Origin of the sequence: Aurantimonas endophytica, assembly GCF_014196845.1 — a bacterium.
Taxonomy (GTDB): domain Bacteria; phylum Pseudomonadota; class Alphaproteobacteria; order Rhizobiales; family Rhizobiaceae; genus Aurantimonas; species Aurantimonas endophytica.
In genome coordinates this window covers 1,404,180-1,416,884 of sequence record NZ_JACIEM010000001.1, presented here as the reverse complement: position 1 = coordinate 1,416,884, position 12,705 = coordinate 1,404,180, and the positions used below count along the sequence as shown (strand labels likewise).

The 12,705-nt window shown below is 68.4% G+C and carries 15 protein-coding genes; 9 read left to right on the top strand and 6 right to left on the bottom strand.

Features of this window, described 5'->3' with window-relative positions:
- Positions 1-145: 145 nt before the first annotated feature.
- Complete coding sequence (locus GGR03_RS06905) at positions 146-778, top strand: DedA family protein (protein ID WP_183206795.1); 633 nt, start codon at positions 146-148, stop codon at positions 776-778.
- Position 779: 1 nt separating this feature from the next.
- A complete protein-coding gene (locus GGR03_RS06900) occupies positions 780-1,430 on the top strand; it encodes an MOSC domain-containing protein (protein ID WP_246367619.1) in 651 nt (216 codons plus the stop codon).
- On the opposite strand, the gene GGR03_RS06895 is transcribed toward GGR03_RS06900, so the two are convergent.
- Both GGR03_RS06895 and tsaA read right to left on the bottom strand, forming a co-directional pair.
- Positions 1,427-1,792, bottom strand: coding sequence for a DUF2293 domain-containing protein (locus GGR03_RS06895; RefSeq protein WP_183206794.1), 366 nt, complete (start codon positions 1,790-1,792; stop codon positions 1,427-1,429). The two genes, GGR03_RS06900 and GGR03_RS06895, sit on opposite strands and share 4 nt — an antisense overlap.
- Before the next feature lie 7 nt (positions 1,793-1,799).
- Positions 1,800-2,315, bottom strand: coding sequence for a tRNA (N6-threonylcarbamoyladenosine(37)-N6)-methyltransferase TrmO (gene tsaA / locus GGR03_RS06890; protein ID WP_183206793.1), 516 nt, complete (start codon positions 2,313-2,315; stop codon positions 1,800-1,802).
- 132 nt (positions 2,316-2,447) lie between these two features.
- Between tsaA and GGR03_RS06885 the strand changes: the two genes are divergently transcribed.
- Together GGR03_RS06885 and metF are read left to right on the top strand one after the other, a co-directional pair.
- Positions 2,448-3,461, top strand: a complete 1,014-nt coding sequence (locus GGR03_RS06885; protein ID WP_183206792.1) for an ArsR/SmtB family transcription factor — start codon at positions 2,448-2,450, stop codon at positions 3,459-3,461.
- A 12-nt stretch (positions 3,462-3,473) separates the two neighbouring features.
- Positions 3,474-4,391, top strand: a complete 918-nt coding sequence (gene metF, locus GGR03_RS06880; protein WP_183206791.1) for a methylenetetrahydrofolate reductase [NAD(P)H] — start codon at positions 3,474-3,476, stop codon at positions 4,389-4,391.
- A gap of 390 nt (positions 4,392-4,781) precedes the next feature.
- Here the strand turns inward: metF and GGR03_RS06875 are convergent, their stop codons facing one another.
- On the bottom strand, positions 4,782-6,047 hold the full coding sequence (locus tag GGR03_RS06875; RefSeq protein ID WP_183206790.1) for an amidase: 1,266 nt from the start codon (positions 6,045-6,047) through the stop codon (positions 4,782-4,784).
- 168 nt (positions 6,048-6,215) lie between these two features.
- Here GGR03_RS06875 and GGR03_RS06870 point away from each other — a divergent pair, with 168 nt between their 5' ends.
- Together GGR03_RS06870 and GGR03_RS06865 are read left to right on the top strand one after the other, a co-directional pair.
- Entirely contained in the window at positions 6,216-7,436 is a 1,221-nt protein-coding gene (locus tag GGR03_RS06870; RefSeq protein WP_183206789.1) for an alanine racemase, read from the top strand.
- Between the two features lie 116 nt (positions 7,437-7,552).
- The gene (locus GGR03_RS06865; RefSeq protein ID WP_183206788.1) at positions 7,553-8,008 is read left to right on the top strand and encodes a methyltransferase family protein; all 456 of its coding nucleotides are present in this window, start codon (positions 7,553-7,555) and stop codon (positions 8,006-8,008) included.
- A gap of 9 nt (positions 8,009-8,017) precedes the next feature.
- Here the strand turns inward: GGR03_RS06865 and GGR03_RS06860 are convergent, their stop codons facing one another.
- Positions 8,018-8,446 (bottom strand): DUF4112 domain-containing protein, encoded by a 429-nt coding sequence (locus GGR03_RS06860; protein ID WP_183206787.1) that lies wholly within the window; start codon positions 8,444-8,446, stop codon positions 8,018-8,020.
- A 333-nt stretch (positions 8,447-8,779) separates the two neighbouring features.
- On the opposite strand from GGR03_RS06860, the gene GGR03_RS06855 reads away from it, so the two are divergent.
- Together GGR03_RS06855 and GGR03_RS06850 are read left to right on the top strand one after the other, a co-directional pair.
- Entirely contained in the window at positions 8,780-9,214 is a 435-nt protein-coding gene (locus tag GGR03_RS06855) for a hypothetical protein (RefSeq protein ID WP_183206786.1), read from the top strand.
- Positions 9,211-9,801, top strand: a complete 591-nt coding sequence (locus GGR03_RS06850) for an RES family NAD+ phosphorylase (protein ID WP_183206785.1) — start codon at positions 9,211-9,213, stop codon at positions 9,799-9,801. The genes GGR03_RS06855 and GGR03_RS06850 overlap by 4 nt, the downstream gene beginning before the upstream one ends.
- Positions 9,802-9,869: 68 nt before the next feature.
- Here GGR03_RS06850 and GGR03_RS06845 read toward each other — a convergent pair whose 3' ends face one another.
- The gene (locus GGR03_RS06845) at positions 9,870-11,057 is read right to left on the bottom strand and encodes a lytic murein transglycosylase (protein ID WP_183206784.1); all 1,188 of its coding nucleotides are present in this window, start codon (positions 11,055-11,057) and stop codon (positions 9,870-9,872) included.
- Between the two features lie 100 nt (positions 11,058-11,157).
- The gene (locus tag GGR03_RS06840) at positions 11,158-12,006 is read right to left on the bottom strand and encodes a glycoside hydrolase family 25 protein (protein WP_246367618.1); all 849 of its coding nucleotides are present in this window, start codon (positions 12,004-12,006) and stop codon (positions 11,158-11,160) included.
- A gap of 300 nt (positions 12,007-12,306) precedes the next feature.
- On the opposite strand from GGR03_RS06840, the gene GGR03_RS06835 reads away from it, so the two are divergent.
- Complete coding sequence (locus GGR03_RS06835) at positions 12,307-12,612, top strand: hypothetical protein (RefSeq protein WP_183206783.1); 306 nt, start codon at positions 12,307-12,309, stop codon at positions 12,610-12,612.
- The last annotated feature ends 93 nt before the right edge of the window (positions 12,613-12,705 follow it).

The following is a 12,705-nucleotide window of genomic DNA, read 5'->3' as shown; positions in this document are numbered from 1 at the left end:
AGCAGAGCACCCGGCCGGGACCGCGGCAAGCCGTGGCGCTTCTGCTGCGTTGCAACGCGGCAGGCCGCGCGCTATCGAAATGTCCATCGACCGGTAGCGGCCAGGTGCAACCTGGCCCGGGATGCCGGCTCAAGCGGATGATTCGATGGACGTTTTCGTCAAGACCATGATGGACAGCTTCGGGCCGTTCGGCATCGCGATGCTGATGTTCCTGGAGAATATCTTCCCGCCGATACCCTCCGAACTGATCATGCCGCTGGCCGGATACGAGGCCGCGACCGGCCGTATGTCGATCGTAACCGTTATCATCGCCGGCACGATCGGCTCCCTCGCCGGCGTCGTGCCCTGGTACTATGCCGGCCGCCTGATGGGCGGGGTGCGGCTGAAGCGCCTGGCGGCCCGGCACGGGCGCTGGATGACGCTGTCGCCCGGCGACGTCGATACGGCCAATGACTGGTTCGGCCGTCATGGCGTCTCCGCCGTGCTGTTCGGGCGCCTGGTACCGACGGTGCGGACGCTGATCTCGGTGCCGGCCGGCATCGCGCGCATGTCGATCGGCACGTTCCTGATCTTCTCGGCGATCGGCAGCGCGATCTGGACGGCGCTGCTGGCCTTCGCCGGCTATCTGCTCGGGCAGAACTACGAGGCGGTGGAGGCCTATGTCGGGCCGGTGTCGAACACCGTGCTGGTGGCGATCGTGGTGTTCTACGTCTACCGGGTGGTCACTTTCGACCGCGCCCATGCGGCGGAGTTTCAGCGCGAAGATCGGGAAGCCTGACATGTCGAGCAAGGCGATGGGGCAGGAGACGCTCGATCTCGGCGAGACCATGCTGCCGGACCGCTCGGCACCGCCGGAACGCAAGCGAGCGCTTCGGCTCACGGGCAGCGCCACGGCGCTCTACCGCACGAGCGGCAGCGGCTTCGAGACAAGCCAGGTGCCGGCGCTGGAACTCGGCTTCGACGGGCTGGCGGGCGACCGTCATGGCGGCCTGACGCGGCGGGCCGGCGGGCGCGAGCCCTGGTACAAGCGCGGCACGGAGATCCGCAACGAGCGGCAGGTCTCGCTGCTCTCGGCCGAGGAACTCGGGGAGACGGCGGAGATCCTCGGCATCGACGAGATCCGGCCGGAATGGGTGGGCGCCAATCTGCTGATCGCCGGCATCGCGCGGCTGACCTTTCTGCCGCCGCGCACGCTGCTGATGTTCGAAGGCGGCGTCACGCTGAAGATCGACGGCGACAATGCCCCCTGCCGGGCGGCCGGCCACGCGGTGGCGCGCCACTACGCGGGGCGCGCCGACATTCCCTTCGCCTATGTGAGGGCTGCCAAGCACCGGCGCGGGCTGGTCGGCTGGGTGGAGAAGCCCGGCCGGATCGAGGCGGGCGAGGCGTTCGAGGCGCGCGTGCCGGAGCAGTGGATCTACGGCAGCTAGTCGTCCGCGTTGTCCTGATCCGTCTCGTCCGTATCCGGCATGTCGTCTGGCGGATTGTCCTCCACGACGTCCGGATCGAGGCGGCGGGTCGCGCCCCAGCGATCGAGCACGGCGTTGATGTCGTCGAGGACGAAGAAGCGTGCGGCGTCGCGGTCGTAGCCGTCGTCCATCAGCTCGTCGTAGTCGGTATGGGCATGGCGGATGTGCGAGATGGCGGCCAGCCAGATCGCGCGGTCCGGTGAAAGCGGGCGCATGTGGCGCGAGCGCGCCGCTTCGCGGATCGCCTCGGCGTCGATGAACGGCGCGCGCGGAATCAAGGCGGTGAGGGCGCGGGCGATGCGCTTCTGGCGTTCGGTGGCCACCGGGCGGTCAGGGGGCGGGCGGTGCGTCGACCGACGCCAGATACGGCTTCAGGTCGAGGAGCGGCGTGCCGTCGAGGACGTCGATCGCGTCGATGGTGAGGATGCCGGCCTCGGCATCGATCGCCTCGATCCGCACCAGATGCATGCCGATCGGGTTGGGCCGGACCGGCGAGCGCAGCGAGAAAGTGCCGCGCGGACCGGACGCATGCCGCGGCACCTGCAGCGCCAGGTCCCGGGAGGCACGGTCGAGCCAGGTGAGGAGATGCACGTAGGCGCCTGCCGCAAGGCCCTGCAGCGCCGGCCGGAACGCGGCGTCGATCTCGACCGTCGCCGGCTGGGCGCGCTCGCGGGCAGCGCCGATGTTCTTCGGGCAGGCGCTGCGCTCGGCCCAGGGCGAGCGGATGCGGCCGATGAAGACGAGACCGGCATCGTCATAGGCCGGGGCGGGGGCGGCGAAACGGACCTCGCCGGGACGGACGCCGTCGACATTGGCGGCATTATGTTGTGGGGCGATATCGGTCATCGCGCAGATCGCGCCGCAGTTCGCAGGGCGGCAGGGGCGGCGCCATCAGACGCGAAGACGGACGACAAAACCAGCTTGCAGCGTTTGCCGTTTCGATATAAACATATCTTTATATTGTGATTGGAAGTCTTCATGCTGGACATTCGCAAGCTCTCTTTCGGATCCTTCGTCGACGCGCTGAAAGCCGTCGCCGAACCGACCCGGCTGCGACTCGTCCTGCTGCTGGCGCGCAACGACCTCACTGTCAGCGAGCTTACGTCGATTCTCGGCCAGTCGCAGCCGCGGATCTCGCGGCACCTGAAGCTCTTGGTCGAATCCGGCGTGCTGCTGCGCTACCAGGAAGGCGCCTGGGCGTATTTCCGGGTCTCCGACGAGGCGACGATGTCGGGACTGGTGCGCACGCTGGTCGGCTGGGTCGACGAGGGGGATCCGGAGATCCGCCGCGACCTCGAACGGCTGGAATCGGTTCGCGCCGACCGCGCCCGCCGCGCCGCCAGCTATTTCGCCAGCAATGCCGGGCACTGGGACCGCATCCGGGCGCTGCATGCCTCCGACGCCGAGGTGGAGCGGGCGCTGCTCGACGCGCTCGGTGCCAGGCGGATCGGCACGCTGCTCGACATCGGCACCGGCACCGGCCGGCTGCTGGAACTGCTGGCGCCGCGCTGCGAGCGGGCGGTCGGTGTCGACGCCTCGCGCGAGATGCTGGCGATCGCCCGGACCAAGCTCGACCAGGCCGGCATCGCCAACGCGCTGGTGCGCCAGGGCGACGCCTATCATCTGCCGGTGGAGCGCCAGGCCTTCGACCTCGTCACCATCCACCAGGTGCTGCATTATCTCGACGATCCGGCCGCCGCGGTCGCCGAGGCGGCGCGGGCGGTGGCGCCCGGCGGGCGCATGGCGATCATCGACTTCGCGCCGCATTCGCTCGAATTCCTGCGCGCCGAACACGCGCATCTGCGCCTCGGCTTTTCCGACGAGTCGCTGACCGGCTATCTCGAGGAGGCGGGGCTCGAACCGGTCTCCATCCAGCATCTGGTCTCGAAGGGCGAGCAGACCGGAGAGCTCACCGTCACCCTCTGCATCGCCCGCGATCCGCGCCTCCTCGTCGCCGACGACAAATCCACCCGTTCCATCCAAGCCAGCTGAGAAGAACCTGCCATGAGCCGCACCAGCCCGCTTTCCCCCTCGGGGATCAACGTCTCCTTCGAGTTCTTCCCGCCGAAGTCGGAGAAGATGGAAGAAAATCTCTGGCGCTCGATCGAGCGGCTCGCGCCGCTCGGGCCCCGCTTCGTCTCGGTTACCTACGGGGCCGGCGGATCCACGCGCGAGCGCACCCATTCGACCATCGAGCGGATCCTCAAGGAGACCAGCCTGACGCCGGCGGCGCACCTGACCTGCGTCGACGCATCCCGCGAGGATGTCGACGCGGTGGTGCGCCAGTACTGGGAGACGGGCGTGCGCCATTTCGTGGCGCTGCGCGGCGACAGCCAGGCCGGCGTCGGTGGCGAGTATGTCGCGCGGCCGGACGGCTATCGCAACGCCGTCGAGCTGGTCGCGGGGCTCAAGGCCTTCGCCGATTTCGAGATCTCGGTTTCGGCCTATCCGGAGAAGCATCCCGAGAGCCCGGATTTCGCCACCGACATCGATCTCCTGAAGCGCAAGGTCGACAACGGGGCGACGCGGGCCATCACCCAGTTCTTCTTCGACAACGACGTTTACGAGCGCTTCGTGGAGCGGGTGCGCAAGGCGGGAATCTACATCCCGATCGTGCCCGGCATCGCGCCGATCCACGACTTCACCAAGATCGCCCGCTTCTCCAGTGCCTGCGGCACGAAGATCCCGTCATGGCTGGCCGAGCGCTTCGACGGGCTGGAAAACGACGAGCAGACACGCAGCCACGTGGCGGCCGCCGTCTGCGCCGAGCAGGTACTCGACCTCACCAGCCGCGGCATCTCGGACTTCCATTTCTACACGATGAACCGGGCCGACCTGGTCTACTCGATCTGCCATATTCTCGGCCTGCGCGCCGGGACGGCGGGCGGCGAGACGGCCGAGGGCAAGGCGGAAGCCGCCTGAGGGCAGGACAGTCTCCAGGACGTGAAAAAGCCGGGGCGAACCCCGGCTTTTTCGTCTCTCGGCCATCCTCATGATGACCATCGCCGGCCTGTCGGGTCAGGGCACGATGCCCACCACCAGAGCGCCGACGAACGCGAATGCGGCACAGATAAACAGCAGGTTCATGGGACGTGTCAGTTCCATTGAAGCGCCTCCTCATCTGACAACGAGGGGAAGTTAACGGAGATGAACGAGGCGTAAAGACGATTTCGTTGCTGCAGTGCAGCAGGAAATTCTTCCTCGCCGGCTCCAGCCCCTTTGCTGCACCGGAGTGCGTCGCGAAGCGGGAGGCTGTATTTTTTTGGCACAGAACCGGCCCGGACGGCAGAGGCGGCCGGCGCCGGTACAGGCTCAGGCGCGAAGCCGCGTCTCCAGCAGCGCGCCAATGGCCAGCGCCTCGGCGTCGCGCCCGAAGCGGGCAACGATGCTGATGCCGAGCGGCAGCCCGCCCGCGGTCGCGAGGCCCGGCACGCTGACGGCGGGATTGCCGGTCAGCGTCCAGAGCTTGTTGAGTGCCGGGTCGCCGGTCGATCCGAGGCCTTCCGGGGCGGCGCCGAGGGCGGACGGCAGCAGCAGCGCGTCGACGGTCTCGAACAGGGTGGTCGCGGCCCGGCGGCCGATCCGGGCGGTGCGGCGTCCGGCATCGTACGCTGCCGGGGAGGTGGCGGCGCCTTCGTCCAGTTGAGCGAGCACGCGGGGTGCCATCGCCTCGCGATGGGTCCGATGCTCCCACATCAGCGCGTGGGCGGCCTCGAAGTTCTGGACGGTACCGTGGACGTCGCGCGCCGCCGACAGCGCCGCGGGTTCGACGAGCTCGACGAGCGTCGCGCCGGCAGCTTCCAGGGCGCGGGCGGCGTCGTCCCAGGCAGCCTGCATCTCCTTCTCGATGCCGGCGTCGACACTGCTGCGATAGAGGCCGATGGTCAGGCCCGATGCGTCGGCCAGCGGCGGAGCGGCGAGGGCGCGGCCGGTCAGCTTGGCGGCCAGCAGCGCGACGTCCGCGACCCCGGCGGCGAACAGGCCGACCGTGTCCAGCGACCAGGCGAAGGTCTTCATGCCAACGGTCGGCAGCAGCCGGAAGCTCGGCTTGTAGCCGGCGACGCCGCAATAGGAGGCCGGGCGCAGCACCGAGCCGCCGGTTTGCGATCCGCAGGCGCCGGCGACCATGCCGGCCGCGACCGCCGCGGCCGAACCGGAGGAGGAGCCGCCGGGCGTGCGGGACGGATCATGCGGGTTGCGGGTGGCGCAGGGATCGAGCGAGGCGAACTGCGTCGTCGCGGTCTTGCCGAGTATCGCCGCGCCGGCGCCTCTCGCCATTGCGACCAGGGCAGCGTCGGCGACCGGGCGGTGCCCGGCATAGAGCGGCGAGCCGTGCTCGGTCGCCATGTCGGCGGTGTCGAAGATGTCCTTGACGCCGAAGGGCACGCCGGCCAGCGGCCCGGTTGCCGTCATGGCCGCGTCGATGCTCGCCTCGGGTGCGCGGCGCACGAAGGCGGCGAGCTCGCCGTCAAGCGCGTCGATGCGCTCCTGCGCCGCGGCGATGGTCCGGGCCGCGGTGGCCCGGCCGCCCTCGATGTCGGCAAGCAGGCGGGCAAGGCCGAGCGGCTGGACGTTCATGCGCGAAGCTCCTAGGGATGACGCGTCCTCAATAGGGCCGGCGACGGCCGCCCGGCAAGGCCGATCACCAGACCGGGACAATACGATCGACGCTGCCCCGCAACATTCGCCGACGCCGCCCTAGGTGCATCGGCATTGCCCCGTCCGACCCGAAGGCAGGAGCTTTCCTTGCAGAAATTCAAGACGGCCAAGGACGCCGCGCTCGCGCTTCGGCCCGACGTGCCGGTCTACTGCTTCCGGCCGGATGTGCTGAAGGCCGACGCGAAGGGCTTCATGGAAGCGTTTCCCGGCGACACCGCCTATGCGGTGAAGACCAATGGCGAGCCGATGGTGCTGTCGACGCTCGCCGAGGCCGGGGTGAAGATCTTCGACGTCGCCTCCCCGGGCGAGTTCGCGGCCGTCCGCAAGGCACTGCCGAAGGCCGAGATGCTCTACATGCATCCGGTGAAGGCGCAGTCGGACATCAGGCTGGCGCTCGAGACCTACGGGATCCGCGTGCTGTCGCTCGACCACGAGGACGAGGTTGCGAAGATCCTGCGGATCGTGCGGGCGCTCGATCTCGATCCCGGCACGATCACGCTGTTCGTGCGCATCCAGACCAAGGGCCACGCGGCCTACGAGCTCTCGAAGAAGTTCGGCGCGGCCCCCGCCCATGCCGTCGAGCTCCTGCAGCGCTGCCACAAGATCGGCTTCAAGGTCGGCATCTGCTTCCATGTCGGCTCGCAGATCGAGGACCCAGACACCTACGAGCGGGCGCTCGCCTCGGCCGACTGGGTGCGCAACCGCGCCGACGTTCCGCTCGCCGGGCTCGACGTCGGCGGCGGCTTTCCGGCCGAATACGGCCACGATCCGCGCCGCAAGAAGCGCGAGATGCCGGGGCTCGGGCAGATCATGTCGCGGCTGCGCGGCGACATCGAGGAATGGGGCTTTAACGACATGCCGCTGGTCGCCGAGCCCGGCCGCGTGATCGTGGCGCGGGCGTTCTCGCTGATCGTCCGGGTGCTGCTGAGGAAGGGCAAGCGGCTCTACATCAATGACGGCATCTGGGCGTCGCTGTCGGACTCGTGGACCGGCAAGATCACCCTGCCGGCGCGATTCATCCCCGACCCGGCACGCCAGAGCCGCAACGGCGATCCCTCGAAGATCGAGGCGTTCAAGGTTTGCGGGGCGACCTGCGACAGCGTCGACATCCTGTCACGGCCGTTCTGGCTGCCGGAGACGGTCGATACCGGCGACTGGATCGAGATCGGCCATATCGGCGCCTACTCGCTGTCGCTCAGGACGCGCTTCAACGGCTTCTACCCGGATACGTTCGTCGAGGTGACGACGCCGTTCGACGAGGGCGAGGCGGCGGAAGGCTATGCCAGCCTCGAGACGATGGCCGACTGAGGTCTGCGATCAGCGGGCTTGCTGGTTTCGGCGGCCGGCAGGCGTATCATGGCGAGAGGCGACCGCGAAGAGCATCAGCCGCTGTCGCGGGATGCCGGCCGGTGGAGACATGAGCCATGCGTGACGGCCATCTGACACCCGATCTGCCGCCGGTGTGGGCGCTGGCGACCATCGCCGCGTCAGCGCTGGCGGCGTGGCTCGTGCCGATCGCGCGCTTCGGCTCCGCCTGGAGCACCGGGCTCGGCATCCTGCTGGCCGTCGGGGGGATTGCGATCATGGTCTGGTCGGCGCTGTGGTTCCGGCGCAAGAAGACCGAGATCATGCCGCGTCAGACGCCGACGGCGCTGATCGTCGAGGGCCCTTACCGGATCAACCGCAACCCGATCTATACCGGCATGGCGCTGGTGGTGCTGGGCGTCGCCTTCTGGCTCGGCGCGCTGTCGGCGGTGGCGATCGCGATGGTCTATCCATTCGTGATCACCAGCCGCTTCATCCGCGGCGAGGAGGCGGCATTGCGCCGGGCCTTCGGGACCGAGGCGGAGGCCTATTTCCAGCGCACCCGCCGCTGGTGAGGCGGCCTGCTAGCGCCGCTTCGGCGTGATGTCCTTCATCGGCCGTTCGCGCATCTTTTCGCCGAAATCGGTATCGGCCTCGCCGAAATGCTCGAGGATGATGTTGAGATTGCGCCGGTGGGCCTTGAAGAACACGTCGGCGACGTCACCGGCCAGCGGTACGGCGCCGATGACCACGTCGAGGCCGAGATTGCTCAACATCTTCACGATCTTGCTCGTCGGAAGCCCGAGCTGTCGGGCCTCGTTGACGATGTAGAGCCCGATTGCGCCGCCGGCGAGGTCGCCGATGCCCGGAATCAGGCCGAGGACGGAGTCGCCGCCGAAGCGGATGCCGGTGCCTGGAATCCGGATCGCCGTGTCCATCAGCCGCGCAAGCCGGCTGACGCGCCGCAGACGCCGCACGTGGTCGGGATGAAGCGGGGTCTGTGGAGTTTTCATGCGCAACTTGCTCCTCACGGAGCGCTCACTGCTCCGTGCGCCCATATGGGGAGAGAGCGGGGATGACAACAGGCGCAGTGAGACTGACGTGCCCGGCACGAGCTCCGCCGCCTGCGAAGCAGGGTGAGCAGAGCTCGATAATCCATCCGCCCGAAGACGTTACTCTCCTGAAACCGAGCCAAGGCCCTATCGAAAGTTGTCGAAGTTGCCTATGTTGGGCTCGGATGTTTCAGGTCCCAGCCGTCAAAGGACGGAGCCATCGATATGACCGAGAAAGCAATGGCAGCCGCCAGAAAAAGCGCGTCCAGGCGCGGCCGGGACGAGACGAGCGTCGTGCCGCAGATCGCCGCTGAAGCCTTCGAACCGGACGCCAGGGCGCGGGTCATGTTGAACGGGATCCGCATTGCCGAAGAGGACCTGCGCGCCGCCGGGGGTGCCTACACCCTGGAAGAGGTCCAGGGTCTCATGCGCGGGGTGACGCGTCAGGCCATCGAGAAACGGGTCAGCGAGGGAAGCCTTCTGGCGGTGCCCGGCCCCAGCAACCGGCGCCGCTACCCTGTCGCCCAGTTCAAGGCCGACGGGTCGATCGTCGGCGGGATGCGAACGGTGCGCGAGGCCTTGCCGACGAAGAACCCGTGGACGATCCTCAATTTCCTCGTCCAGCCGGATCCGAAACTCGGCGGTAAGAAGCCGATCGAGCTGATGCGGAAGGGGGACGTCGACCGCGTCGTCGAGGCAGCCAGACGTGTGGGCGAGCAGGGGGCTTGAGCGCACCGGAGCCGCCGGCGGACCTCGGGGAACGGTCGCCGAGGGTCGTTGCCGTGCCGAGCGGCTCGATCCTCCACCGCTTCTACAATGTGATCCAGGAACCGATCTATTTTGACAGCACGCCGAGCGGACGGTTCAACGCGCCCGACAGGAGCTATGGGACGCTCTACGCAGCCAAGGATCGCGCCGGCGCCTTTGCCGAGACGTTCCTGCGGACGCCGGGACGGACGCAGATCGACTCCGGCCTGCTGGCCCGAAAGGCCTACGTCCGGCTGCAGAACGTCCGCGCGCTCACCTTGATCAGCCTGACGGGACCGGGCCTGGCTGTCCTCGGCGCAACGGCCGAGGTCACCCATGGCGGCCTGCCGTACGACGTCCCCCAGAAATGGTCGAAGGCGCTTGCGGAGCATTCGCTGGCAGCGGACGGGATCGCCTATACGGCCCGCCACGACGACGAACAGCTTTGCTATGCGATCCACGAACGCGCGGCAGCCGCCCTCGTCGAGGTCGACCGGACGGAGGATCTCGACCAGGACTGGTTTTGGAAACTCGCCGACCAGTACGGCGTCGGCCTGGCGCCGCCATAGTCGCGTCGACGAGTCCGGCCTGTCGGCAACGGCTATGCTCGCGGCGGTCCTGCGGGTGGCATGCCGCCTCAGAGCGCCGAGAGCAGGTCCGGGGTCGGCCAGCCATCGGCCGGCATGCCGAGGCGGATCTGTTCCTGGCGGACGGCGGCTCTCGTGTTCTCGCCGATGATGCCGTCGATCCCGCCGGTGTCGTAGCCGAGATCGGTCAGCCGCTGCTGCAACTGCTTGGTGGTCTCCAGGTCGAGGCCCGGCTGCGGACTGCCCATGTCGACCGGCGGGGCGCCGGCGAGGCGGGTGGAGAAATAGGCGGCCGTCAGCGAGTAGACGAGCGACTTGTTCCAGGCGAGGTAGATGTCGAAATTCGGGAAGGCGAGGAAGGCCGGCCCGCCCCGGCCCATCGGCAGGATCAGCGATGAGGGCAGCTCGTCGGTCTCGAGCGGCGAGCCGTCGGCTTTGGTGACGCCGAGCGACGCGAAGGCCGAGCGCGGCTCCTTGTTGACGAGGGCGGCGCGCTCCCACGGGAAGTCGGACGGGACCGCGACGGGCTCGAGCCACGGCTCGCCGCGGCGCCAGCCGAGCGACTGGATGTATTTGCCGGTGGTGAAGAGCACGTCGGCGGCGTCCTGGCGCAGGTCAACGCGGCCGTTGCCGTCGCCATCGGTGCCGTAGGCGATGTATTCCTCCGGCAGAAGCTGCGTCTGGCCGAGTTCGCCCGCCCAGGCACCCTTCATCTCCGCCGGGGTCAGGTAACCGCGGTCGACGATCTCGATCGCGCCGAGGAGATGCGGGCGAAACAGCTCCGGTCGGCGGCAATCGTGGGCGAGGGTGGCAAGGGCGGCCAGCGTGTCGAAATTGCCCAGCACCGCGCCGTAGTCGGTCTCGAGGCCCCAGAAGGCGGCGATCACCGGGCCGGGCACGCCGGTCTCGTCGAGGACGCGGGACAGGACGCCGGCATGTTTCTCGAGATTGGCGCGGCCCTGGCTCAGCCGGTAGCCGTTGACCATCCGCGTCGCGAATTGCTGCCAGTCCTGGGCGAACACGCCCTGGGCGCGGTCGGCGGCCAGCACCTTCGGGTCCTGCCGCATGTTGGCGACGGCGGTGTCGACGGCGGCGGGCGACAGGCCTTTCGCCAGCGCCTCGGTTCGCACGCCCTCCAAGAACTGGCCGAAATCGCCACCGCATTGCTGTGCTGCGGCGATCCCGGTGCCGGCGAGGAGCATCGACAGGGTAAGAGCGACATGGCGGGCTGCAGGCATGGGGCGGTCCTATTCGGGCGTGTGGAATTGCGGGGCGGTCGCGGGCCGATGCGATCTGCCCCGCGCCTAGCCGGCCATGATGGCAGTTTGAAGAAGCCGGTCAGCCGCTGGTGTGCGTCTGCAGCCAGCGTATCCAGTCGGCACGCGTGCCGGCGAAGACGTTGCGGTCGACCTCGCCCCTTATGCCCGGCACCGTACCGCTCTCGGTATACTGCCAGAAGTGGAAGTCACGGTCCTCGTAGACGTTCTTCGGATGATCGCGGACGGCGCGCAGCCACATCTGATGCTGGCGGAAGGCGCCGACGAGGCGCTCGCGGTGGACGTCGATCGGGATGTAGAGGATCGGCCGCTTGCCGTAGTGCTTCTCCAGCACGGCGGCCATGGCGCCCACCTCGCGGACGATCTCCTCGGTCGTCGGCCGTCGCGTGCAGGTCGGCGAGAACGGCGTCCATTCGATGTCGATCACAGGCGGCAGTGCGTTGCGCTCGCGCGGCACGTTGCGGATGAACCAGGCGGCCTGCTCGACGCCGGGGCGGCAATGATACCAGAAATGATAGGCGCCGCGCGGCACGCCGGCGGCGCCGGCGTTGCGCCAGTTCTCGAGAAAGCGGTCATCGAGAATGTCGCCGCCTTCCGTCGCCTTGAGCCAGGCGAAGGCGGTGCCGCCCCGGCGGGCGGCGTCCCAGTCGATCGTGCCCTGGTATTTCGACACGTCGATGCCGTGCACCGGATAGGCATGGGCGCTGTCGGCGCTGAAGCCGGACGGGGCGGGGGCAAGGCCGAGATCGTTGACGTCGAGCGAGGCCGAACGGCAGCCGGCGATGGCCAGGGCGGCAACCCCCGCCGCGACCAGCAGGCCGAGCCTGGGCCGAACGCCTCGAACCGGGGCGGGACGACGGAAGACTATGCCCGGCATGATGCGGCTGCGGATCGCAGAAAGGATGGTCATGGTGGCTCCGGATCGTCCCCTCGCCGGAATTTTCCGACGAGAGGCACTGTGTGACAATGGCCGTAGCGCCACATGTCGGGCAGGAAATATTGACGGCGGCCGGATGTGGGCCATCTGACCAGAAGTGGCTGGACCGAGGCTGGTCGGCCTTCGCGTCCTGCGGGCCGGCTACGCCCACGACGCCCCTGTGACGGTTATGTCTCATTCGGAAATGATCTGTGATCGGATCATGCCCGAACCGGAGGCGGCCTGCTGCGTTTCGATGCAGACCACGAATTAATCTCGGAAAGGACTATTTCCATGAAGACCCTCCTGCTGGCCGCCAGTGCTGCCGCTCTCCTGACCCTCGGCGCTTGCTCCGATGCCGACGAGGCTACCGAGACCGAAACGACCACCGAGACCGAGACGGTGACCCCGGCACCTGACGCCACCACGCCGCCGGCAACGACTTCGACGCCTTCGACGACGACTGCGCCGTCGAGCACGACGACGGAAACCACCACGGAGTCGACCACCACGGAGCCCGCCGACGAGGACGACGTGACGGTTCCGCCGGCCACCGGCACGACCCCGCCGGCTACCGGCACGACTCCTCCGGCCAACTGATAGCCGGGCCGGACTACCGGCGGCTTACGCCGCCGGTAACTTCAAGGCATGAATTCATGGGTCGCCCGGCGGGCGGCCCATTTGCGTTGCAGC